Source organism: Robbsia betulipollinis, assembly GCF_026624755.1.
GTDB classification, from domain to species: Bacteria; Pseudomonadota; Gammaproteobacteria; order Burkholderiales; family Burkholderiaceae; genus Robbsia; species Robbsia betulipollinis.
Genome location: NZ_JAPMXC010000001.1, coordinates 691151 through 714216, shown reverse-complemented (window position 1 = coordinate 714216; position 23066 = coordinate 691151). Strand labels below are relative to the sequence as shown.

At 67.5% G+C, this 23066-nt stretch carries 19 protein-coding genes; 6 read left to right on the top strand and 13 right to left on the bottom strand.

From position 1 onward, the window contains the following. Positions 1–129 precede the first annotated feature (129 nt). The 9 genes from OVY01_RS03110 to OVY01_RS03070 form a co-directional block, all read right to left on the bottom strand. On the bottom strand, positions 130–1422 hold the full coding sequence (locus OVY01_RS03110; protein WP_267845579.1) for a sensor domain-containing diguanylate cyclase: 1293 nt from the start codon (positions 1420–1422) through the stop codon (positions 130–132). Next, positions 1419–1790, bottom strand: a complete 372-nt coding sequence (locus OVY01_RS03105) for a PAS domain-containing protein (protein WP_267845576.1) — start codon at positions 1788–1790, stop codon at positions 1419–1421. Before OVY01_RS03105 ends, OVY01_RS03110 begins: the two co-directional genes overlap by 4 nt. Positions 1791–1977: 187 nt before the next feature. Beyond that, positions 1978–3006, bottom strand: a complete 1029-nt coding sequence (locus tag OVY01_RS03100; protein WP_267845574.1) for an SDR family oxidoreductase — start codon at positions 3004–3006, stop codon at positions 1978–1980. Between the two features lie 50 nt (positions 3007–3056). Next, complete coding sequence (locus OVY01_RS03095) at positions 3057–5360, bottom strand: malate synthase G (protein ID WP_267845572.1); 2304 nt, start codon at positions 5358–5360, stop codon at positions 3057–3059. A 31-nt stretch (positions 5361–5391) separates the two neighbouring features. Then, entirely contained in the window at positions 5392–5796 is a 405-nt protein-coding gene (locus OVY01_RS03090; RefSeq protein ID WP_267845571.1) for a heme-binding protein, read from the bottom strand. A gap of 130 nt (positions 5797–5926) precedes the next feature. Next, a complete protein-coding gene (locus OVY01_RS03085) occupies positions 5927–7669 on the bottom strand; it encodes a response regulator (protein WP_267845569.1) in 1743 nt (580 codons plus the stop codon). 183 nt (positions 7670–7852) lie between these two features. Then, positions 7853–8422 (bottom strand): cytochrome b, encoded by a 570-nt coding sequence (locus OVY01_RS03080; protein ID WP_267845567.1) that lies wholly within the window; start codon positions 8420–8422, stop codon positions 7853–7855. Next, complete coding sequence (locus tag OVY01_RS03075; RefSeq protein WP_267845566.1) at positions 8419–9534, bottom strand: catalase family peroxidase; 1116 nt, start codon at positions 9532–9534, stop codon at positions 8419–8421. The genes OVY01_RS03080 and OVY01_RS03075 overlap by 4 nt, the downstream gene beginning before the upstream one ends. 234 nt (positions 9535–9768) lie before the next feature. Next, positions 9769–10677 (bottom strand): LysR family transcriptional regulator, encoded by a 909-nt coding sequence (locus tag OVY01_RS03070; RefSeq protein ID WP_267845565.1) that lies wholly within the window; start codon positions 10675–10677, stop codon positions 9769–9771. A 155-nt stretch (positions 10678–10832) separates the two neighbouring features. On the opposite strand from OVY01_RS03070, the gene OVY01_RS03065 reads away from it, so the two are divergent. Continuing rightward, positions 10833–11879, top strand: a complete 1047-nt coding sequence (locus OVY01_RS03065) for an aromatic ring-hydroxylating oxygenase subunit alpha (RefSeq protein WP_267845563.1) — start codon at positions 10833–10835, stop codon at positions 11877–11879. A gap of 42 nt (positions 11880–11921) precedes the next feature. Beyond that, positions 11922–12881 carry a PDR/VanB family oxidoreductase gene (locus OVY01_RS03060; RefSeq protein WP_267845561.1) on the top strand — a complete coding sequence of 320 codons (960 nt, stop codon included), beginning with the start codon at positions 11922–11924 and terminating at the stop codon, positions 12879–12881. 63 nt (positions 12882–12944) lie between these two features. On the opposite strand, the gene OVY01_RS03055 is transcribed toward OVY01_RS03060, so the two are convergent. Beyond that, positions 12945–13538, bottom strand: a complete 594-nt coding sequence (locus tag OVY01_RS03055; RefSeq protein ID WP_267845559.1) for a LysE family translocator — start codon at positions 13536–13538, stop codon at positions 12945–12947. Positions 13539–13639: 101 nt separating this feature from the next. Between OVY01_RS03055 and OVY01_RS03050 the strand changes: the two genes are divergently transcribed. Continuing rightward, a complete protein-coding gene (locus OVY01_RS03050; RefSeq protein ID WP_267847644.1) occupies positions 13640–14515 on the top strand; it encodes a LysR substrate-binding domain-containing protein in 876 nt (291 codons plus the stop codon). A 51-nt stretch (positions 14516–14566) separates the two neighbouring features. Here the strand turns inward: OVY01_RS03050 and OVY01_RS03045 are convergent, their stop codons facing one another. Further along, entirely contained in the window at positions 14567–15493 is a 927-nt protein-coding gene (locus OVY01_RS03045; protein WP_267845557.1) for an alpha/beta hydrolase, read from the bottom strand. A gap of 73 nt (positions 15494–15566) precedes the next feature. Further along, entirely contained in the window at positions 15567–17249 is a 1683-nt protein-coding gene (locus OVY01_RS03040) for a VRR-NUC domain-containing protein (RefSeq protein WP_267845555.1), read from the bottom strand. Between the two features lie 239 nt (positions 17250–17488). Between OVY01_RS03040 and OVY01_RS03035 the strand changes: the two genes are divergently transcribed. Then, entirely contained in the window at positions 17489–18274 is a 786-nt protein-coding gene (locus OVY01_RS03035) for a TSUP family transporter (protein ID WP_267845553.1), read from the top strand. A 219-nt stretch (positions 18275–18493) separates the two neighbouring features. Then, complete coding sequence (locus OVY01_RS03030) at positions 18494–20818, top strand: putative bifunctional diguanylate cyclase/phosphodiesterase (protein ID WP_267845552.1); 2325 nt, start codon at positions 18494–18496, stop codon at positions 20816–20818. A 28-nt stretch (positions 20819–20846) separates the two neighbouring features. On the opposite strand, the gene OVY01_RS03025 is transcribed toward OVY01_RS03030, so the two are convergent. Then, positions 20847–21695, bottom strand: coding sequence for an oxidoreductase (locus OVY01_RS03025; RefSeq protein WP_267845550.1), 849 nt, complete (start codon positions 21693–21695; stop codon positions 20847–20849). 163 nt (positions 21696–21858) lie between these two features. Here OVY01_RS03025 and OVY01_RS03020 point away from each other — a divergent pair, with 163 nt between their 5' ends. Then, a complete protein-coding gene (locus OVY01_RS03020) occupies positions 21859–23043 on the top strand; it encodes an MFS transporter (RefSeq protein WP_267845549.1) in 1185 nt (394 codons plus the stop codon). Positions 23044–23066 lie beyond the last annotated feature (23 nt).

Genomic DNA, 23066 nt, shown 5'->3' with positions numbered 1-23066 from the left:
AAAGCCGACGGCCCGCGCACTTTGCATATTTCAATCGTGACGTTAGTCAAAAACACTGCTGTCTTCGCGCAACGCGATAGGGGCAAACCCGTCTGGCGAAATGCATCGTCAGACAACGCGTCGCATCGACTACCGTGCTTGCCCGATGCCGCGAACACGGTTGCGCCCCGCCTTTTTCGCTGCGTAAAGCGAGCGGTCGGCGACATTCATCAGATCCTTGATCGAGGCGACCGTGTCGCTCAGCGAGGCGTAGCCAATGCTGACCGTGATGTGGCGTTCGCCTTCCATCGTTGCGATGCGCATGGCTTCGATCGTCGACCGGATACGCTCCGCGATGACGCCGGCGCCTTCGGCATCGGTGCCGGGAAGCAGGACGCCGAACTCCTCGCCGCCGAGCCGCACGATGGCGTCAGCCGGGCGCAGCACGCGCCGCGTCTCATCGACGATGCGGCGCAAGACCTCGTCGCCGATCTGATGCCCGGCCGTGTCGTTTATTCGTTTGAAGTGATCGGCGTCCATCATGACGAAGGACAGCGGATGGCTCCGCAGGCGGGCCCGCGTCATCGCATCTTCCGCGAGGTGGAAGAAATGGCCGCGGTTCGTGGCACCGGTGAGATGGTCGGTGGTCAGCAGACGCGTCAGATCGTCCGTCGAGATCCTGCGTTCCGAGACGTCGCGCAACACGACCGAATAGCCGCTGACGGCACCATCGTCCTCGCGCAGCACCGCCACCAGCATCTGCGCGCAAAAACGGCGACCCGTCTTGGACAGGCACCAGCATTCTTCGATATGCCAGCCTTCGTGGCGGGTACGCGCGACATGCTCCGGCGGCCGGTATTTCTCGGTATTGTCGGGTGCGTGAAACAACAGCAGCGTCTTGCCGATGACGTCGCTGTGCGAATAGCCGGTGAGGCGCGCGACGGATGCGTTCCAGCTGTCGATTGTGCCGCCGGCGTCCAGCGTCAAAAAGGCGAAGTCGTTGACGCTCGTGTAAAGGCTGGCCAGCCAGGATTCGTTCTGCCGGGCGCGGCGCTCGATCTCCGCCTGCTCGGAAATATCCGTCAGCACCATCATCAACATATTGTCGCGAACCTGCATCAGGGTGCACGTCAGCACCACCGCGCGCTCCTGTACGGGCGTCACGTAAATGCGCAGGTTCTCGCAGATGGGACCGTTTTTGCCTTGGTACGCATCCACCAGATTGCGCAGTTCCGGAGCGACGCCGCTCAGGCTCTCGAAGATGTTGTGCAATTCGCCATGCCTGGCGAGCGGCATCAACAATTGCGCGGCGAGCGGATTGAGCATGTCCACCTCGCCCCGCAGATCGCTGCGAACGATTCCGACCGGGCACATGTACATGAAGGATAGCAATGCTTCATGTTCATCGAGCGTGGTATTGTCCCCGGTAGAACCGGTGTTCATGCGTCACCTTTTCTTTCTACCAGGATGAAGCGTAGCGCGCTCCCGGGCGCCGCGAGCAAGCGCAGATGCACCGGCGTGGGCCGCATGCGAAAGGTCAGCACATAGGCGATGGTGTCATCGATGCGCGCTTCGTCCTCGAAACGTTGCGCCACCATGAAATTGTTCATGCACGGTGCGATTTCCTCGAAGAACCGGTAGCCGAGAACACGCGCCGGGGCCAGACCCGAGGCCTGCGATTCCGCCAGGTTGTAGATGCGCACCGTGGAGTCGGGCGTTAACCCGATCACGCCGAAAGGCAGGGCATCCAGCGCGGCCGTGTCGGCCTCGTTCAGTTCGACAACCGAAATACCGTCGAAATTTCCATTCACGATCGTGTTCTCCGCTTCTGATGCCGTGCCGCGGACACGCTTCGCGTGCGCGCTGTCCCATGTGGCGTGTGCAGGGTAGTTTCGTTATACCGTACCTTGAGGTCCGGCGGTGGCCCGCTCGCGGCCGTGCGCGATGCGCGGCCTGCGGTAAGCAGACCCGAGCAAATAATTCGATCGAGTGATCGATTCAGGAAGCGCGTGGCGGTTTTTTATCGCGATTCGCCAGCATCATGCCCACGCCGAGTACCGCGACGCCGCCTGCGAGCCAGCGTGCGAGCGGGCTGATGCTCGCGCGGGTGTAGGGGCTGGATTCGAACACATGGCCGTTCAAACCGGAACGCTCATAGCCCGCCATTCCGCCCGGTGCATCCAGCGCATGGTGGTCCCGGTCCGTTGGCAGGCGTCCCGATTGCTGGATGCGCGTGCCCAGAACGCGCAGCGCGAAGTCCATCAGCCGGGGCGCTGCCCGATTCATTTCGACCGTGGCTTTCGATACGCCACCGACATAGATGTCACGCGTGCGTGTCTGCGCGGCGTGCAGGATCGCGTTGGCGCCCAGATCCGGCGCGTACACGGGTACCGGCAGCTTGGGCTGGAAATCAAGAAAATTCTTCGCATGCTGAACGAAGAGCGTGTCCATGCCGGCGGGTTTGATCAAGGTGACGGAGATCGGTAATTTCGCCTGCGCGATTTCGATCCGCAGCCCGTCGGTGAAACCCTTCACCGCATGCTTCGATGCGCAATAGGTGGCCTGCAGGGGCACGACGACATCCGACAGCTCGCTGCCGAGATTGATGATCGCGCCGCCGTTGTCGCGCAGGTGGTCGATCGCGATCAGGGAACCGTTGACGGTGCCCCAGTAGTTCGTCTCGAAAAGGCGGCGGTGGTCCGCCGCCGGCACCTCGTCCAGACGGCCGTAGATCGACACGCCCGCGTTGTTCACCCAGGTGTCGATCCGGCCGAAGCGTTTGACGGCGTGCTCCGCCGCGGCTTCCAGCTGGGCGCGGTCCGCGACGTCGGCGACCGCGTAGGCGGTATCGAAGCCCTCTTCGTTCAGGGACGACGAAATCTCCTTGAGGGCGTCCTCGTTGCGTGACACCAGCATCACGCTGGCGCCCGCCCGTGCCGCCTTGCGCGCGGTCGTGAGGCCCAGGCCGCTACTCGCGCCGGTGATGAGTACGACCTGCTGTGCCAGTGGCTTGAGTCGAACTTTCATTGCAGGCTCCCGATGGATGGTGAGCCTGCGTCGCAAGTGGCATTCCCGCGCTAGCGCGCGCCGCGTTCGGGAGAGGCCGCGGGGGCCCGCGCCTTGAGGGTGAGGCGGAAACGGTGCAGCAGCGGCTCCGTGTACCCGCTGGGCTGATCGCGGCCCTCGAAGACCAGCGCGCAGGCGGCCTGGTACGCCAGCGAGGCGTCGAGGTCGGCCGTCATGGGGCGATAGCCTGCATCGCCCCGGTTCTGCGCGTCCACCACGCCCGCCATGCGCGCGAGCGTGGCGCGCACCTGATCCTCCGACACGACCCCATGACGCAGCCAGTTGGCGATGTGCTGGCTGGAGATGCGCAGGGTCGCGCGGTCCTCCATCAAGCCGACGTCATGGATGTCCGGCACTTTCGAACAGCCCACGCCCTGGTCGATCCAGCGCACCACGTAACCCAGGATGCCCTGCGCGTTGTTCTCGATTTCCTCGAGGATGCCCTTTTCGGACCACTGCGCCCGTGCGACGACCGGGATCGTCAGCAGCCCCGCCAGCAGCGCGTCGCGTTCGTCGGCATAGGGCGTACTTTCGAGCGCCTGCTGGACCGCCTGCACGTCGATTTCGTGGTAATGCAGTGCGTGCAGCGTCGCGGCGGTGGGCGAAGGCACCCAGGCCGTGTTCGCGCCGGACTTCGGATGCGCGATCTTCTGTTCCAGCATCGCGTGCATGAGGTCCGGCATCGCCCACATGCCCTTGCCGATCTGGGCGCGCCCGCGCAGTCCCGCCGCCAGGCCGGCCAGCACGTTGTTGCGCTCGTAGGCGGCGATCCACTGCGAGGTTTTCATGTCGCCCTTGCGCAGCATCGGGCCGGCTTCCATCGCGGTGTGCATCTCGTCGCCGGTGCGATCCAGAAAGCCGGTGTTGATGAAGGCGACGCGCGAGGCCGCCGCGGCGATGCAGGCCGGCAGATTGACGCTGGTGCGCCGCTCCTCGTCCATGATGCCCATCTTGATCGTGCCCGCGGGCAGGCCGAGCAGCGCCTCGACGCGGCCGAACAGTTCGTCGGCGAACGCGACCTCGGCCGGGCCGTGCATCTTCGGCTTGACGATATAGATCGCGCCGGTGCGGGAGTTGAGGCGGCGCTGCCGGTCGTGCAGGGCACCGAGCGTGGTCATGACCGCATCGAGGATGCCCTCGGGAATCTCCTGCCCGTCGCGGTCGACGATTGCCGGGTTCGTCATCAGATGACCGACATTGCGGATGAACAGCAGCGAGCGCCCATGCAGCGTCAGCGGCGCGCCGTCGACGCCGGTGTAGACGCGATCCGCGTTCAGGCGGCGCGTGAAGGTCTGGCCGCCTTTCGTGACCTGCTCGGCGAGGTCGCCCTTCATCAGGCCCATCCAGTTGCGATACAACGCGACCTTGTCTTCGGCGTCCACGGCGGCGACCGAATCCTCGCAATCGATGATGGTGCTCACCGCGGCTTCGAGCAGGATGTCCTTGACGTGCGCGGCGTCGCCCTGGCCGATCGGATCGTCGGCGTCGATCTGGATCTCGAAATGCAGGCCGTGCCGGCGCAGCAGGATGGCGCTCGGCGCGGCCGCCTCGCCGGTGAAGCCGCGGCATTGCGCGGGGTCCCGCAAGCCGGTGGGCGTGCCGCCGTCGGTCCCGCCGCCGGCGCCGCCGAGGGTGACGACGAGCTGGCCCGCGGCGAGCGCGTAATGCGTGGCGTCGCGGTGCGAGCCGTTCGCGAGCGGCGCGGCCTCGTCCAGGAAACGGCGCGCGCGCGCGACCACGGCCGCGCCCCGCACGGGGTTGAACGCCGCGGTTTTCTCCGCGCCGGCGCTGTCGGTGATGGCATCGGTGCCGTAGAGCGCATCGTACAGGCTGCCCCAGCGGGCGTTCGCGGCGTTCAGCGCGTAGCGCAGGTTCGACAACGGCACGACCAGCTGCGGGCCGGCTTGCCCGGAGATCTCGGTGTCGACGTCGACGGTGTCCGCTTGCCCGGCGCCCGCTTGCCCGGCGCCCGCTTGCACGGCGCCCGCTTGCCCGGCGCCCGCTTGCCCGGCGCCCGCTTGCCCGGCGCCCGGCGCCGGGACGATATACCCGATTTCCTCCAGAAAGCGCCGGTACGCGGGCGCATCGGCGATCGGGCCCGGGTGCGCGCGGTGCCAGTCGTCCAGCGCGGTTTGCAGGCGGTCGCGCTCGGCCAGCAGGGTCCGGTTCTTCGGCGCCAGGTCGTGGACCAGACGGTCGAGACCGGACCAGAAGGCGGCGGCGTCGACGCCGGTGCCGGGCAGGGCCTCGGTCTCGACGAAGCGGCTCAGGGAAGGGGCGACCCGCAGGCCGTGGTGCTGCATCATTTCGCTCATCGATCACGCTCCAACGATTGGGACGACGGGTTCAGGCAAGCGCGGCCTGGACGCCGACCTTCGCGACCTGCGCGTCCTGGTCCGACTTGACGCCGGAGACGCCGACCGCGCCCGCGACCTGACCGTCGACGATGACGGGGACGCCGCCCTCGAGCGTGCCGGACAGCGGCGCGTTCAGGAAGGCGGTCCGGCCGGCGTTGATCATGTCTTCGTATTGTTTCGATTCGCGGCGGCCGAGCGCCGAGGTGCGCGCCTTTTCCAGCGCGATATAGGCGCCGATCGGCGCGCAGCCGTCGAGCCGCAGCGATGCCAGCGGATGCCCGCCGTCGTCGACGACGGCGATCGAGACCGCCCACTGGTGCCGCTCCGCCTCGGCGCGCGCGGCGTCGAGGATACGGGTGGCGTCGGCGATGCTCAGTACGGGTTTGGTATGCATGGAAGTCGTCTCGGACAATGCGGGGCGAACCCCGGGGATGGGCCCGATCATACCAAGTCTGTCTCGAAGACTCCACGCGCGTTCCCGCTTTGGCACCCCCGCCTTGCGCCACCGGAGGAGGGCGCGGTATCTACCTCGAAGGGGGAGCGCCACGGGCGAGCGCCCGTGCGAGACCCGCGCTCACGTCTTCGAGACGCAGGGGTTTTTGCAGCAGCACCACGTCCGGGCCGAGGCCGAGATTGCGCACGATGGCATCCCGGTCGGCATGGCCCGTCATGAAAACGATCGGCAGATCGACGCGTTGCGCGCGCAGCGCATGGGCGAGCTCGCCGCCGCTCACGTCACGCATCGCGCAATCGGTCAGCACGATGTCGGGTGGCGCCCGCACCACCGCGTCGAGGGCATCGCGCGCGTTCGACGCGGTGCGTACCCGATAGCCGCCATCGCGCATCAGTTCGCCCAGCAGGGCGCGGACGTCGGGGTCGTCGTCGACCAGCAGCACGTCCGTGCCGCCACCGTCCGTGACGGCGTCCCGCCCGGTGGCCAGCTCCCGCACCGTGTCGGCGCTTGGCGTCGGGCCGGTGGCGATGCCCGTGATCCTGAGCCAGGAGCTGATCGTGGTGCCGATGCCGGATTGACTGCGGATGCGCGCGATGCCGTCCGCGCGCATCGCGAAACCATAGACCTGGGCGAGACCCAGGCCGCTGCCCTTGCCGTCGGCCTTGGTCGTGAAGAACGGCTCGAAGGCCCGTTCGACCACCGATGCCGGCATGCCGGGGCCGTTGTCGCAGATATCGAGCACGAGATAATCGCCATCGGCGAGCGTCGCGTCGCCGCGCAGCGGGACGACGCGGGTGCGGATGTCGATCCGGCCGACGCCGCCCATCGCGTCGCGCGCGTTGATCGCCTGGTTCAGCACGGCGGCCTCGAACTGGATCGCATCGCCCATGATGGCCGCGTCGGGCGCGTTCAGGGACAGGATCAGGTGGACTTCCGGTCCGAGCGCGCGCCGCAGCAACTCGGTCAGTCCGCAGAGTGCGGTGTCGACCGGCAGCGGCTTGCGTTCCGGGGCCTGACTGCGCGAAAAACTCAAGAGTTGCGCGGTCAGCCTGGCGCCCTGACTCACCGCCTCCAGCGCGCTTGCCGCCCAGCGTTGCACGCGCTCGGGCGCGTCCGCCTTGCGTTCGATGAGTTGCAGGCTGACGTTGATGGTCTGCAGGAGATTGTTGAAATCGTGCGCGATGCCGCTGGTCAGTTGCCCCACCGCCGCCACCCGCTGCGATTGCCGCAGCCCGGCGTGCGCGTTCTGGTCGTCGGCGAGCGCCTCGGTGACGCGGCGTTGCAGGTCCGCGGTGCGCGCCTGCTGCGCGGCGCCCAAACGGCGCAACTGGAGCAGCGCGGCGGTTTGCCGGGCCAGCGCCTGCAAGGCGCGGATCTGCGCGGCGTCCAGCGTGCGCGCCACGCGGTCGAGGACGCAGACCGTGCCCAGCGCATGGCCGTCCTGCGTGACGATCGGCGCGCCGGCGTAGAACCGGATGTAGGGGTCGCCGAGCACCAGCGGGTTGTCGCGAAAACGGGGATCGCGAAGCGTGTCCTCGACGACCATGACATTCGCCGGATCGAGAATCGCATGCGCGCAGAAGGCCGATTGCCGGGGTGTCTGCGGCACGATGAGGCCGACGCGTGCCTTGAACCATTGGCGTTCACCGTCCACCAGCGAAATGACGCTGATCGGCGCCTGGCAGATCTGCGAGGCCAGCAGGACGATGTCGTCGAACGCGAGTTCGGGCGCGCTATCGACGATGGCGAGATCGGACAGCGCGTCGAGGCGTCGAGCCTCGTCGTCAGGGAGAAGCGCGGAGCATGGGTTCATGGAACGCCGTAATAGGGGAAGGGACGGCCATGGAAGCGGCGGACGGCGCCGCGCGACAGGATATACGCGTCGGATGATGCGGCCCGGCCGCGCGACGGGATATACGCGTCGGATGATGCGGCCCGGCCGCCCGGCGCGTCTGTGCGCGCGCGAACGGTCGGGTGCGGGAGGGAGGCGGGCGTCCTACTTCGCGCGCCCGCCCGTCATGCTTTCCAGCACGCCATCGCGGCGGATCAGACCGTGAAACAGCGCGGCGGCGATGTGCACGACGATGGTTGCGAACAGCAGATAGGCGAACACCGTGTGCAACTCGCGCAACCGCGCGAACAGCATCGGGTTCTGCGGCAGGATCGGCGGCAGCTGCACGCCGCCGAACAGCGTGATCGGCAAGCCGCCAGCCGAGAGCATGCCCCAGCCGACCAGCGGTTGCGCCAGCATCAGCGCGTAGAGCAGCAGATGCGATGCGTGCGCGGCGAGTTTCTGGATCGACGGCAGGTCCGCGGGCAAGGGCGGCGGTGGGTTGATCCGCCGGTTGACGATGCGCAGGATGACGAGGATCAGGATGGCGATGCCGATCGGTTTATGCACCGACACCAGCAGGTTATAGCGGTAGGATACCGACGCCACCATGCCGACGCCGATGAACAGCATCGCCAGGATCAGCACCGCCATCAACCAGTGCAGGATGCGCGACGGCTTGGGGAACAGGGGGCTGCGCGGATCGCGCGGCGCGCGCGGGCTCGAATAATTCATGACTTGCCTCCTGATGCAATATCCTGCGATGTCACCGCGCTGGGCGGTTTGACGTCGCGCTCGCCTTCACGCAGGCGGAACGAGCGGGCATACGCGGCCGAGCGCGCGCTGGGAATCGCATCCGTGGAGGTCTCGATGCCGGCGGGCAAGACCGTGGGGTCGTAGTTGACGTCGGTGCACGGGCCGGCGTCCTCGCTTTGCACCCGGTCGAGGGTCACCGTGCCGGCGTCCACCTGCTGCCGCCCGGCGGGCCAGGGCAGATCGGGCGCGTCCGGGTCGCCGGCCTGCCCGAGCGTGAGCACCAGGCGCCATTGCACCGGATGCTGCGCGACCTGCGCGATGAGCGCGTCGAACAGGCCATTGGCCGCGGGCGGGGGCGCCGCCGGATCCGTCGCTACGACCGGCTGCACCGGCAGCACCGACCACCGCACCGGCGTGGCGACGCCCGTACCGTTGATGAAGCGGAATGTATCGAGCCCGTTGTAGACGCTGTCCGCGAAGCCGGAAGAGACCGTCCGCGCCTTGATCATCGCGCCGGCGGCGGTCGTGTGCGGATACGCGGCGGCGAAGGCCTGCATTTTCGCCGGATCGGGCTTGCCGGTAGCGGGATCCGGTTGCGAGGCGAGCAGCTGCGCGTAGAACGCCTCGGGCGTGTCCACGGGGAAAATGGGAATGTTGATCATGCCCGTGCGCCATTCCTCGCCGCTCGCCGGCAGGAAGCGCAGCGCCAGGCTGCGTACGGTGGCGGGTTTGTCGGCCATGAAGGGCATGCCGCCGGCGAACGCGAAGCGGCCGACCACGGGCACCCGCCCCGGGGCGAACAGGCCGGCCTTCGATACCGCAACCGCGTTGCCGCTGCTTTCGAACCAGCCGGTGGCGCACATGCCCTTGGCGTGGTTGCGGCGGAAACCCGGATGCTTGCCGTTCAACTGCTCGAACGTGGCGACGATCCGGTGTTGCGTGAGCCGGTGCGGGGTCAGCCAGCCGCCGGTGTACGCGAACGCGGCCACCAGGCAAAGGGGCACCGCCCCGACGAGGCCAAGCCGCAGCATTGTCGCAGTGGGGCGCAAAGCGGGTTTGGGCCGGTGTGGATCGCGGGGTATTTCGGGCACGTTGCGTCTCCTTGTGTGATCTTGCTGGCCGACGTGCGGCGTCGGTGAATTTCTTGTTCCGGCGCCATCCCGCATGGGGCACTGCGGGTATATGAGGGGGGCGTGCCATGGGGACCGGGGGGCATGCGACGCTCCGTGCGCGCGGGGCCTTTTTCGGACCGCATGGTTATGTTTTCAAGAATATAGCGGGATTGGCGCGATCGTGCGTGGAAAGTCGCTGCGCCCGACCGCGCGTCATCGATACGCCTCGTCCGCCATGCCGGCTTCGAGGTAGCGGATGGCCTCGCGTGCCCCGTGCGACAACTGTCGGCGCGCGGCGACGCAGAGCTGCAGTGTCAGGGGTGCCAGCTTCATGTCCCGCAGCGGCCTGAAGTCGAGCCGTCCGTGCGCCACGTCGGCCGCCACGTCGAGCCAGCACAGCACCCCGACGCCCACGCCCTGGCGGACCAGCGAGCGGATCATCTGCGTGTTGTTGCACGACATGAACGCCGTGGCGTCCATGCCCTGGCGCCGATACAGCGCGTGGACCTGTTCGCTGATCACGAGCGGCGGCCCCGGGAGAATCGGTTTGAAGTCCAGGGTATGGCTGACCCGCACCGCGGACGACGCCTGCAAAGGGTGCCCCGGCGGGAACGCGACGCCCAGCGGCGCGGCGGCCGTCGCACGGATTTCCAGGTCGGTGGTCGATGCGGATTGCAGCAGCAGCCCGAAATCCACGTCGCCCGCCGCCACGCTGCGGGCGATATCCTCATTGTCGAGTACCTGGATGCCGACGGTCAGGCCCGGATGATCGGCCGTGAGCCGGCCGATGGCGTCGGCCACCATGCCTTCGGTCAACGCGTCGATGATCGCGACCTCGACATGCCCGCGCTTGAGCCCTTTCAGATCGTCGACCTGCACCCGGGCGCGGCGATAGGCTTTTTGCCAGCCCCGCACCTCCTTGAGGAAAATCTCGCCCGCGGCCGTGGGCCGCAGGCCGTGCGCGAGCCGCTCGAAGAGGGGCGTGCCGATTTCCGCTTCGGCCTGCAGGATCTGGCGATCGATCGCGGAGGCGGAGACATGCAGCGCCTCCGCGGCCTTGCGGATGCTGCCGAACTGCGCGACCGCCACGAAATAGCCGGTGAAGCGGGAAAAGACGACCATGGTTTCCGTCAGCGAAAAGAGTGTGCGATTTTTTGCAACGGGTGCATGACTATTCGATGGTTTATTGAAACGGAGATCCGTCCCAAAATCAAGTCGTCAAATAACGGCCGCGTTCGACGCCCGCAACGCGCCCCCGATACATAAGGCAGGTCCCCATGAACGCGATGCTTTCTCCGCCCCCGAACAACAGCTTCGACGAACAGGATTGGCGTCTGCTCGCAACGCACTGGTATCCGATCGCGCTGTCCGGCAGCATTCTCGAGGCGCCGGTCGCGGCGACCCTGCTCGACGAACCGCTGGTGATCTACCGGGTGAACGGCGAACTCGTGGTCGCGCGCGACGTCTGTCCGCATCGCGGCGTGCCGCTGAGCCTTGGCACGCACGATGGACAAGGCGTCGTGTGCCGCTATCACGGTCTGCGCTTCGGTGCCGAGGGGCGCTGCAATCGCGTGCCGTCCAGCCCCAACACGGCCATCCCGGGCAAGCTCAATCTCCGGTGTTATCCCGCCGTCGAGCGTTACGGGCTGATCTGGACATCGATCGGCGCGCCCCTCGCGCCGGATGTCGCGGTCGTCCCCGTCATCCCGGAGATGCCGCACTGGGACGAAGCGGGCTTCCAGCAGATCGTCTGTCCGACGGTGGACATCGGCGGTTTCGCCGGCCGGCAGATGGAGGGTTTTCTGGATGTCGCGCATTTCGGCTGGGTGCATACGGACACTTTCGGCGACCCGGACAATACGGAAGTGCCGGCCTATGCCACGACCGAAACGGACGTGGGGTTCCAGGCGGAGTATCGAAGTTTCGTCGGGAATTATCCGATCGGCGTGACGCAGCGCGGGCAGGAGGGTTTCGAATGGCTGCGCCATTTCCAGGTACACCTGCCATTCACCGCGACGCTGACGATTCATTTTCCGGACAATGCCCGGCTGGTCATCATGAACGCCGCGTCGCCGGTGTCATCGCGCAAGACGCGCCTGTTCGCGCCGATCGCGCGGAATTTCGACACGGATCAGCCGGTGGCGGCCGTGCATGAATTCAACCTCCGGGTGTTCGAGGAAGACCGGCTCGTGGTGGAGTCGCAAAAACCGGAATGGCTGCCGCTGGACCCGGCGCTGGAGGCGCACATTCCCGCCGACCGCAGTTCGCTCGCCTATCGCAAGGGTCTGCGCCGGTTGGGTCTGAGCCCGCGCTTCGCCGCCTGAGGCACGGAGGTGAAATCGGAACCGGACCAGGGGGAGAATCTCATGCGGACGATGCGCGTCGCGGTGGCGGCGGTCGAATCACACGGCGGTGCGCACCGCGGCATCCGGCTCGCGGGCGTCGACGGCGCGCCGCTGCCTGCGTTCGATCCGGGCGCCCATATCGATGTGCTGTTGCCAGGCGGCCTGGTCCGCCAGTACTCGCTCGCGAACGCCCCGTCGCAGCGCCGGTATTACGAGATTTGCGTGCGGCGCGATGGCGCATCGCGTGGCGGTTCCGCGTATTTGCACGACCACCTGACGCTCGGCGAAACGGTCGAGATCTCGTTGCCGCGCAACCACTTCCGTCTGGACGCGGCCGCACGCTATCTTCTGGTCGCGGGGGGCGTCGGCATCACGCCGCTGCTGTCCATGGCGCGCGATCTGGACGAACGCGGCACGCCGTTCATCCTGCATTGCTACGGCCGCAGCGAAAGCGACGTGCCGTATCTGCGGACCTTGCGCGAAGGGTTCGACCATGGGGAGGTGGTGCTGCACTTCAGCGCGGCCGGAGACAGCCTGCGCGGCGCGGTGCCGGCGCAGTTCCACACGCCGTCCGCCGATGCCTTGATCTATACCTGTGGCCCGCGCGGCTTCATGGATCAGGTGGACGCCGCGGCGCTGGAGCATGGCTGGCAGGCGTCGCAGATCCGGCGCGAGGCGTTCGACGCCGCGCCTTCGAACGTGCGACACGTGAACGATGCGTTCGAGGTCGAGCTCGCTTCGTCGGGTCGCGTGTTCGTGATTCCCCCCGACCAGACCATCGCCGCGGTCCTCCAGGCGGCGCGCATACCGGTTTCCCTGTCCTGCGAGCAGGGTCTGTGCGGGTCCTGCCTGACCGATATCAAGGCGGGGCAGGCCGATCATCGGGACGAGGTCCAATCGGACGAGGAAAAGCGTTCGCATCGCCAGATCGCGCTGTGCTGTTCGCGCGCGGTCACAAGCCGGCTGGTGCTGGATCTTTGATGCGCCGCCAGGGTCATGGCATGCGGCATCGCGGCAGGCGCCGCCGTCTTCGGACAGCGGCCGCTATCTCCAGATCGGAATGATGGACAGGGCGAGCAGCACACCCATCGCCAGATTCAGCAGGCGCCAGTGATGGGCCGTTCGGAGTAGCCGCCGCAGCAGTACACCGAGCGCGCACCATAGCGCCAGCGATCCGCATGCGGCCAGACCGAACGCCGCGCCAAGCAGCATCGCGAGCTGGCCGGGAGTAGGGGCAAGTAGCGCGAAGGACCCTGCCGCGCCGACTGTCATCGCCCAGCTTTTCGGATTGAGCCACAGCAGCAGGATGCCGTTGAGCACCGTGACCGGTCGCGCGGGACCCTCGCCCGCGTCGGGCGGCCCACGCCGTGCGATGCACCATGCGAGCCATAGCAGATACGCGGAACCGAGTGCCTTCACCGCCGTTTGCAGCGCGGGCATCGCGAGGAGCAGCGTGCCGAGCCCGAGCGCGGCGACGGCGGCGAGCGACCCCAGGCCGATCGCGATACCGAACATCAATGGCAGCGAGCGCGCAAAGCCGAACCGTGCGCCGGATGCGGTCGCGAGCGTGGTGGCGCCGCCCGGCGTCACGGTCGCGATCGCGACGAACAGAAACAGCGACAGCAGGGGAGAGGTCATGAGGAAGCATCGGGGTGATCGAAACCGGTACTGTATGGATCTCCCACGCTTTATTAAAGCGCATAATTCTGATGCGATGCATTAGACGGCATAATGCGTCGATGAAACGAAATTTCGATCTCGATCTGATCCGCACCTTCGTCAGCGTCGCCGACAGCGGCAGTATGACCGTCGCGGCGAATGTATTGCACCTGACGCAGGGCGCTGTCAGTCAGCAGGTGAAACGCCTCGAGGATTTGCTGCGCTGCGCTCTGTTCGTGCGGAAAACGCGCAGGCTGGAACTTTCCCGCCCGGGTGAGCAATTTCTCGTTAAAGCGCGCCAGTTGTTGCGGCTCAACGATGAAATCTGGGACGACGTCGTCAGTCAGCCGCTGCGCGGCAGCCTGCGCGTGGGCGTGCCTCATGATCTCGCCCCACTTCTCTCGCCCGCGATGAAAGCCTTCGGCGCAGCGCACCCGCACGTGGAGCTTTCGCTCGTATGTGCGGCATCGCCGGAACTGAGCGAAGCGGTGAACGGCGGCCGCTTGGACGTATCGGTGGTGGAATACGCCGCGGACAAGGCCGAAGGCGAAGTGATGCGCATCGAACCGCTGGTATGGGTAGGGGGTCGCGGCAGCGACGCGTGGCGCAAGCGGCCGCTGCCATTGTCGATGGTGGATGAACGCTGCGCGTTTCGCCCGGTGGTGCTTGGCGCGCTGGCGGACAAGGGGGTGGTCTGGCGCACCGTGTTCGAGAGCGGCAGCATCGAGGCGACGGCCGCTACCGTGCGCGCGGGCCTCGCGGTCACGACGTGGCTCCGCTCGACCGTGCCGATGGACCTGGAAACGCTTGCGCCGGATGCGGCCGGCCTGCCCGCGCTGCCGTCATTCGCGATAAGTCTGCGATTGCCCGTGACGGTCCGGCCGGCGGCGACGGCGTTCGCGCACCATGTGCGCGAATCGATGGCGAACGGCGCGCCCATCCTGTGTGAGATGTAGACGGCGAAAAAGCGCCGGCGTCGCGTGCCCGTTTCGATTGCGGCCCGGCGATCAACCGAACCGCTTCAACCAGGCTTCGTACCAGTCCGGCCACATCGCGGTGGGCGAGCCGGCATGCCCCATGCCGAAACCATGCCCGCCGGAGGGCAGGCGGTGCAGTTCGACCGGCACGTTCGCGCGCTGGCAGGCCTGCGCCATGATGACGGTGTTCGCCGGGTTCGATATCGGGTCGTCTTCGGCTTGCACGAGGAACATCGGCGGGCAGTCGGCCTTGACATGGGTCTCGACGGACCATTCGGCGCCGAGCGCGGGCGACGGGTCGTTGCCGACCAGTTCGCGGCGCGTCGACGTGCGGTCGTACGGCGGCGCGAGCGTGACGACCGGATAGATCAGGGCGGCCGCATGCGCGCGTGCCGGCTCGCGATCGATCGCGTCACCGGCAGGATAGGACGCGAATGCCGGGCGCGTGGCGGCCAGTCCGAGCAGATGGCCGCCCGCCGAGAAGCCGAGCAGGCCGATGCGATCGCGGTGCACGCCGTACCGGTCGGCTTGCGCGCGGATGATGCGCAGCGCTCTTTGCGCGTCCTGAAGCGGCGCCGCGGGCCCGGCATGCCACCCTTCGCCCGGCAGCCGATAGGTCAGCACGAAGACGGTGAACCCGCGCGCCACCAGCCATGCCGCGGCCGGATGCGCTTCGGTCGCCATCTGGATGCGCTTGTAGCCGCCGCCGCCCGCGACGAGCACCGCCGCGCCATTCGCCTGCGCGGGCAGGAAGACTTCCAGCGACGGCGTGCGGATGTTCGATACGCCGCCATGCTTGCCGACACGCTCGTCCCCGTCCGGGCCCCCGCCGCCGGGCGGCGCGTCCGGCCACAGGCGGATGATCTGACGCTCGGCGGCGAAAGACGCCGCGGGGAGGAGCGCCGGGAACAGGGCGGCGCCCAACGAGAGCTTGACGAAAGATCGACGTGTTGTCATGGAAAGGTCGTACGGAAGGGTTTTTCGGGAAGGAATAGCAGGATATGGAGATCGGCCGGGAATGGCGGAAGCGTCATGCCGCCTCCCACTCGACATGCACGACGCGCATCGGCATGTCGTGCGCCGCGCAGTACGCCAGCCAGCGTAGCTGGTTGTCCTGGAGCCGGTCGCCCGGCCCCTTGATTTCGACCATCTCGTAACGGCCTTCCTCGGGCCAGAAACGGATCAGGTCGGGAAAGCCGGTGCGATTCGCGACCACGTCGACCATCAGCCGTTCGAAGCAGCGTTTCAGATGCGCGGCGGGCAGACAGCGCAGCGCGAGCTGCAGCAGGTCGTCGGTGAGCCAGCCCCAGAAGACGAATGGCGACTGCAGGCCGGCCTTCGCATGAAAGTGGCGCAGGATCGTCGCCTTGTAGTCCTCGCCATCGAGTTGCGCGAGCGCGGCCGCGAACCACGGCGTGCGGCGCGCGGCGAAGTCGGGCGCATGCAGGTCGGCCGGTCCGCTCTGGAACGGATGGAAAAACGCGCCGGGCACGGCGGCGAAGATCGCATCCCAGCAAAGCAGGCCGAACAGGGAGTTGAGCAGGGCGTTCTCGACGTAGTGGACGACCGTGCCGGGTTCGGCCAGCGCTTCGCACGCGATGCGCTCGACGCTGAACGGTCCGCTCGGCCGGGGCAGCACCAGCCGGGTCTTGGCGAGCCGCGGCGCGGCGGGCTGGCGCGCGAGCGGCGTGCCCAGTGCGCGGTGCAGGCGCGGCAGCATGCGCGCGACGCGCTGCGCTTCGGCGTCGCTTTCCGGTGCATCGAGCGCGACCCGCGCGAGGGCGAGGGCCGCGTCGGGCCTGCCCGCGCGCTCCAGGACGCGCATGCGCCGGTGTCGCGCGCCCGGGTATGCGCTGCCTTGGTAGACCGCCAGCGCGCGTGTCCAGTCCTGCCGCCGCTCGCAATGCTGCCCGAGCCGGAACAGCAGCTTGTCGCGGCGATGCGCAAGCCAGGAGTTGGCGCGCGTGGATGCGGCGGTGATGTCCGTGTCCGACATCGCCACGTGCAGCAGTGCATCGAAGGCATCGTCATCGTGTGCCGTGCCCAGCAATTCGAGCGTTTCGCGGCACGCGTGCAGCACCAGATAGGCGTCGACGTCCGCGCGGCACTGGAAGGCGCGCGACGAGCGCTCGAATGCCACCTGCTCGTACTGGAAGACGCCCAGGTCGGCCAGCACGAACTCGCTCCAGTCCTGGTGCAGATTGCCGAAAAACAGCAGGCGCAGCCGGTCGACCCGCGCGCCGATCGTGACCTGCAACACCGCGTCGTCCGCGGTGGGGTGCCATTGCGCATAGGGGCGGGCGTCGGGGTGGTCGCGCCGCAGGCTGTCGAGCGCGTCGGACTTGCGGCCGCGCAGCACCGCGCGCCTGTCGGGAAAAACGTGCGCCAGTTCGACTTTCGTCACCAGACGGAAGACGTCGTCGAGGGTCAGCAGCGGCGCGGCGTCGAGCCAGCCATGCGCGCACAACGGCGCGCTGGCGGCCAACGGACATCCGATTTCCTCGTAGACCAGGCGTGCCGTGCGGAACAGGGAGCCGCGGCGCATCACCATGCGCACCAGCAGGGCGCGCGAGGCACGCGGCAGCAGGGAAAAGTCGCGGATGAATGCGCGCTCGTCGGCATCGAGCAGATCGTCGCTGCGTTCGGCGACCCAACGGATCGCCCGCTCGAAGTTCGCGAGATAGTAGTAGGGATCGGGGGAGCTGGCGGGCACGAAAGAAGGCGTAAGCGGACGCGGGTGCTGTGTATTCGTACAGCGATGATAGCACCGGCGCGTACGTGGCGCGGCGGCGCGCGCGGACCGGGCTGCGCCGCCGCGCGCGTTCGCGTCCGCGCTGTCCGTTGCAGGCCACGGCGCGGTGCGCCGTGTGCACGAGTCGTCCCGGTTCTGGCAAGATGCCGCGTTGCGCGCGGTGCGGCGCTCTTCCGACCTCCCTTCATGCTGGAATCCCGATGCATCTTGCCGTAGGCGGCGTGCTGTCCCTTTTTCTTCACCATGCCCTTTTCCTGGTCGTGACGGCGGCGGCGACGCTGACGCAGACGCTGACCGGTTTCGCCTTCGGGCTGGTGTTCCTCGCGCTGATGGCGAGTTTCCACCTCGCGCCGCTCCCCGCCGCGGCAAACGTGGTGAACGTGATGGTACTGGCGAACGCGGCACTGCTGGTGCGGCGCCGCCCGCAGTTGCCCGCGGGCGTGGCCTTGCCGATCTATGGCAGCAGTCTGGTGGGGGTGGCGCTCGGCGTCGCGCTGCTGGGCTGGATCAGCGGTGGCGCGGTGACCGTGCTGCGCCTGTTGCTGGGGATCGCCGTGCTGGTGTGCAGCCTGCTGCTGGTGGTCGCGCGCCGCCGCCGCGAGACGGTTTCCGGCAGGGCCTCGTTCGCCTTTTACGGCGGTTTGTCGGGCGTGATGGGAGGACTGTTCGCCAGCGCCGGCCCGCCGATGGTGTTCCAGATGTACCGGCAGCCACTGGCCGCCGGTACGATCCGGGAGACGCTCGTCCTGCTGTTCGCCGTCAACGCGGTGCTTCGCCTGGTGTTGATCGTCTCGCAAGGCCGCTTCGACGCGGCGTCGGCGCTGCTGTCCATCGAGGCGCTGCCGGTGGTGCTGGGCCTGACCTGGGCGTGCCAGCGGCATCCCCCACGCTTGTCGCCTACTGCGGTCAAACGCGTGGTCTTCGTCCTGCTGTCGGGCGCCGGACTGAGCCTGGTGTTGCCGGCGTTGCGCCTGCTGTTTTCCTAGAGGGTGTCATGCGCTTTCACGGGCCCGCGTGAAGGTTTTCCCGAAAAATCAAACCCCTGTTTAAAATGTCTCAATATTCGCCCTTCCCGGCCGTTAGCGGAGAGGAGGCAGGGGCGAGCGACGATGTTCCGCAAGGCGTATTTGTCAGTACGAGCCACCCACGGCCACCCGCGCCCGATGGCAACCGCCAAAGGCGGGGAATTCACAAGAGACGATACGATGGATTTTTCGGGACCGCGAGTTCCCGCCTCGCATGCGGCGACGGCGCTCACGCACCTGCTCGCGGGGGCGGTCAAGACCCTGGAATGCGATGCCGGGGCGATTTACGGTATCGCAGCGGAAGCGCCGCCATCGCGGCTGGCAGAAGTGAGCAATGCAACGCCGGAGGCGTCGTTGTTTTCCCCCTCCTTCATCGCGCAGTGTCTGACCCGTTGCCCGCAACAGGAGCCTGCCTACATCGCCAGCGTGGCGACGGCGCGGGACCGGACGGAGTTCGGCGCGGATGCGCCGGATTCGCTCGCTTTCGTCATGGTGGCCGGAATCCACGACGCGCAGGGCGTGCGCCGGGCGCTGCTGGTGCTGGGAGGGTTCAGCGGCAAGCCCGGCCTGAGTCCGGCCCAGCACTTCGTCCTGGGCGCCTTGGGCAAGCAGTTCCTCGCGTATCTGTGCGCCGATGCGCCAACCGTGCTGGCGTTGCCCGACAGCACCGCCGCGTTGCAGCAGATCTCGACCGAGCGGCTGCGGCTGCTGGAGTCGGCCGTCAACAATGCGCGGGATTCGATCCTCATCACCGAGGCGGAACCGATCGATCTGCCCGGCCCGCGGATCGTCTATTGCAACCCGGCGTTCACCAAGACCACCGGTTATGCCGAAGCCGACGTCATCGGCCTCACGCCGCGTATCCTGCATGGGCCGGAAACGGATCGCGCGGCGCTCGATACGCTGAAAACCGCGCTGCGCAAGTGGCGGCCGATAGAGATCGAACTGCTCAACTATCGCAAGGACGGCACGCCGTTCTGGGTCGAGCTCAGCATCGTGCCTGTCGCCGACGAAACGGGATGGTTCACGCATTGGGTATCGGTGCAGCGCGACACCACCGAGCGCAAGGAAGCCGAGGCGGCCGCCGCACGGGTCCATTTCGCCGAGCGCGAGCGCGAGGTGCTGGCCGAGCGGCTGGCCGAGCGCCAGCGCGCGCAGATGGCGCTGGTCTATGCCGCGACGCACGACGAGTTGACGCAGCTGCACAATCGCGCCTATGTCATCGAGCAGTTGAATTTCGAACTGGAGCAGGAGCGCGGCAGCGGCGGCGCGCTGTTGTATCTCGATCTCGACGGCTTCAAGCTGGTGAACGACAGTCTCGGGCACGCGGCCGGGGATGCGCTGCTGATCCAGGTGGCCGACCGCCTGCAGCATTGTCTGCGGCCCGAGGATGTGCTGGCGCGCTTCGCCGGCGACGAGTTCGTGATCCTGATCCGGCAGGACGCGAACGCCGCGCATCTGGAAAGCATCGCGCATCGGATCCGGGAAGCCCTGCAGGGCGCCTTTACGATGAACGCCCGGGATATCTTCGTTTCCTGCAGCATCGGCATCGTGCGTCTTGCCGCCCGCTACGAGACGGCCGCCGAGGTGCTGCGCGACGCCGACACCGCCATGTATGCGGCGAAACGCTCGGCGGCGGGCGGCTTTCTGTTTTTCGAGCCGGCGATGCATGAACGGGCACTTCAGGCGCTGTCGTTGCAGTCGGATCTGCGCGACGCGGTGCGCCAGGGCGACTTCACGATCTGCTATCAGCCGATCTTCGACACGCATACCCGTGCGGTCACGGGCGTCGAGGCGTTGATCCGCTGGACGCACGTGGAACGCGGACCGGTGCCGCCGGACGTGTTCATTCCCATCGCGGAAAGAATGGGACTGATCGGCACCATCGACCGGTGGGTGCGCGAGAGCGCGATCGCGCAGCTGCTGGTGTGGCAGCAGCAGTTTCCGGCGCTGAAGATCCGGCTCAACGTCAATGTCTCGGCGCTGAATCTGCGTGACCAGAGCTTTCTCACCAATCTCGAAGCCATCGCGCAGACGAGCGGGTTCGACCTCTCCGACCTGCAGATCGAGATCACCGAAGGGTTGCTGCTCGCCGATTCGCCGGCCACCGAACGTCTGTTGGTGGCGATGCGCAAGCGCGGCGTCAAGATCGCGCTCGACGATTTCGGGACCGGATTCTCGTCGTTGTCCTACATCGACCGTTATCCCATCGACACCATCAAGATCGACCGCACCTTCGTCACCCGGATGCTGCTGCAGACGCGCACGATGTCCATCCTGCGCAATGTGATTTCGCTCGCGAAAGACCTGGACCTGGACGTGGTCGCAGAAGGCGTCGAAAACGAAGCGCAATATGAAGCGCTTGCCGCCATGGGATGCAGCCACGTACAGGGCTATCTGTTCTGCAAGCCGCTGCCCGCTCCCGCGCTTGCCGCCGTGCTGGCGTGCCCGGTGATGCCGCTCGCGCCGGCGGCGGTTCGAACGAATCCGTCACCGGGCGCCTGAAACCGTCCGCGCGACGCGGGCACCGGCCTCAGCTTTTCGGAAAATCGGTGGCGAGGCTCGTTGCCTGCCACTTTTCGAGATCGGCCAGGCTGCGCTTGAGCTTGGCCGTGACCGCGTCGATGCCGAATGCGCCCAGTACGAGGTGACGGGGCGCATCCGCCTGCTCGGTGATATCGATCATCGCCCTGGCCGCCCGCACCGGGTCGCCCGGTTGTTGTCCGCTGCCGCTCGCCGTGCCGGTCAGGCGCGTGCCCGCGGTGCTCGCGTAAGCTTCGATCCGGTTCGGCGTCTGCTTGAGCGAGCGGCCTGCCCAGTCGGTACGGAAGGGACCCGGTTCGATGCAGGTCACCTTGATGCCGAGCGGCTTGCCTTCGGCGGCGAGCGCGTCGGACCAGCCCTCCACGGCGTGCTTGCTCGCCGCGTAGTATCCCGAGCCCGGAAACCCCACCAGTCCCGCCACCGAGGTGATGTTCAACACGTGCCCGCCGCGCTGCTCGCGCATCATCGGCAGCACCGCCCGCGTCATGGCGAACAAACCGAAGACATTGGCGTCGAACTGCGCGCGGATCTCCGCCTCCTCGCCCTCCTCGACCGATGCCTGGTAGCCGTAGCCCGCATTGTTGAGCAGGACATCGACACGTCCGAAGCGTTCCCTGGCGGCGTGCACGGCGGCGGCGATCTGCGCGCCGTCGGTCACGTCCAGGCTCAGCGCGAGCACCCGATCCGGCGCGCCCTGCGCGAGGTCGGCGACGCGCGCCTGATCGCGCGCGGTGATGACGGCGCGCCAGCCGCGCGCCAGCACCTGGCTCGCGACTTCCCGGCCGAAGCCGGTCGAACAGCCAGTGATGAACCAGACGGGAGAGTCGTTCGATGCCATGATGGGTCGTTCCGTGGAAGAAAAGGGTCTCTTCACTGTATTACAAATACCGTTTTGCGTTTGTCGGTGGCGACGGTCGCAGGATTGCCGCGCGCCCCGAGATCACGTAAGGTGCAGACCTCGCGGGCGGCATTTCGGCACCCTGCATAACGGGTCCGATGTCATGAACGCCAGCGCAAGCGCGCAGTCCTCCGTTTTTTCTCCCCTGCTGCCTTTCACCATTGCGGTGTTCCTCGGCTTTCTGGCGATCGGCATTCCGCTCGCGGTGCTGCCCGCCCAGGTGGGACGGGTGCTGGGGTTCGGTACGGTGGCCGTGGGCGGCGCGATGGGCCTGCAATCGCTGGCGACCTTGCTGACGCGCCAATATGCTGGCCGCCTGTGCGATTCGCATGGTGCGAAGCCGGTCGGACTCGCGGGTTTCGCGGCCGCCGCGCTGGCCGGCGTTCTGTATCTGCTGTCGGCGCTCTGCGCGGGGCGCCCCGGACCGAGCCTGGCGGTGCTGCTCGCCGCCCGGCTGGTGCTGGGCCTGGGCGAAAGCCTGTTCATCACCGCGCTGGCGAGCTGGAGCATCGCGCGCGTCGGCGCGGCCCATGCCGGCAAGGCGATGGCCTGGCAGGGCATGGCGATGTATGGCGCGCTCGCGTTCGGCGCCCCGCTGGGCGGCTGGATCGCGCAACGGGGCGGCTTCACCGCGGTGGCGGCGTGTGCACTGCTCGCGCCCCTGCTGGGGGCGGGGCTGGTGGCGCGCTGGCCGGGCGTGCCGGCGGCCGGCGGACAACGGGTATCGGCGGGACGGATCATCCAGGCCATCTGGGTGCCGGGCCTCGGGCTGGCGCTCGCGTCGTCGGGCTTCGGCGTCATCGCGGCCTTTCTCGCGCTGCGTTACAGCGAGGCCGGATGGTCCAATCCGGGTCTGGGCATCAGCTGTTTCGGGGTCGGCTACCTGTTGATGCGCGTATTCTTCGCGGGCCTGCCGGACCGGGTCGGCGGCTTCAAGGTCGCGATGGTGTCGCTGCTGGTGGAGGCCGCCGGCCTGATGCTGCTCGCGCATGCGCACAGCGCGGGCATGGCGCTCGCCGCCTGCGCCGTCACGGCGGTCGGCTACTCGCTGATTTTTCCGTCGCTGGGCGTGGAGGCGATGAAGCGGGTCGCGGCGGAGCATCGGGGCATGGTGCTGGGGACGTATTTCGCCTGCTTCGATCTCGGCCTCGCACTCGCCGGACCGCTTACCGGCCTCGTGGTGCAGCGTTTCGGCCTGGCATCGGCATTCGTTGCGGGGAGCGGCGCGGCGCTGCTGTCCTTCTCCCTGATCGCGGTTTCCCGAGCGGCCCGTCGTCGGCGGTCGTGACGGGCGGCGGCGGCGCGGGCGGC

Coding starts and splice junctions, on each gene's coding strand:
- OVY01_RS03110 (WP_267845579.1), bottom strand. CDS start 1,422: ATGAACACCGGTTCTACCGGGGACAATACCACGCTCGATGAACATGAA.
- OVY01_RS03100 (WP_267845574.1), bottom strand. CDS start 3,006: ATGAAAGTTCGACTCAAGCCACTGGCACAGCAGGTCGTACTCATCACC.
- OVY01_RS03095 (WP_267845572.1), bottom strand. CDS start 5,360: ATGAGCGAAATGATGCAGCACCACGGCCTGCGGGTCGCCCCTTCCCTG.
- OVY01_RS03090 (WP_267845571.1), bottom strand. CDS start 5,796: ATGCATACCAAACCCGTACTGAGCATCGCCGACGCCACCCGTATCCTC.
- OVY01_RS03085 (WP_267845569.1), bottom strand. CDS start 7,669: ATGAACCCATGCTCCGCGCTTCTCCCTGACGACGAGGCTCGACGCCTC.
- OVY01_RS03080 (WP_267845567.1), bottom strand. CDS start 8,422: ATGAATTATTCGAGCCCGCGCGCGCCGCGCGATCCGCGCAGCCCCCTG.
- OVY01_RS03070 (WP_267845565.1), bottom strand. CDS start 10,677: ATGGTCGTCTTTTCCCGCTTCACCGGCTATTTCGTGGCGGTCGCGCAG.
- OVY01_RS03065 (WP_267845563.1), top strand. CDS start 10,833: ATGAACGCGATGCTTTCTCCGCCCCCGAACAACAGCTTCGACGAACAG.
- OVY01_RS03060 (WP_267845561.1), top strand. CDS start 11,922: ATGCGGACGATGCGCGTCGCGGTGGCGGCGGTCGAATCACACGGCGGT.
- OVY01_RS03055 (WP_267845559.1), bottom strand. CDS start 13,538: ATGACCTCTCCCCTGCTGTCGCTGTTTCTGTTCGTCGCGATCGCGACC.
- OVY01_RS03050 (WP_267847644.1), top strand. CDS start 13,640: ATGAAACGAAATTTCGATCTCGATCTGATCCGCACCTTCGTCAGCGTC.
- OVY01_RS03045 (WP_267845557.1), bottom strand. CDS start 15,493: ATGACAACACGTCGATCTTTCGTCAAGCTCTCGTTGGGCGCCGCCCTG.
- OVY01_RS03035 (WP_267845553.1), top strand. CDS start 17,489: ATGCATCTTGCCGTAGGCGGCGTGCTGTCCCTTTTTCTTCACCATGCC.
- OVY01_RS03030 (WP_267845552.1), top strand. CDS start 18,494: ATGGATTTTTCGGGACCGCGAGTTCCCGCCTCGCATGCGGCGACGGCG.
- OVY01_RS03025 (WP_267845550.1), bottom strand. CDS start 21,695: ATGGCATCGAACGACTCTCCCGTCTGGTTCATCACTGGCTGTTCGACC.
- OVY01_RS03020 (WP_267845549.1), top strand. CDS start 21,859: ATGAACGCCAGCGCAAGCGCGCAGTCCTCCGTTTTTTCTCCCCTGCTG.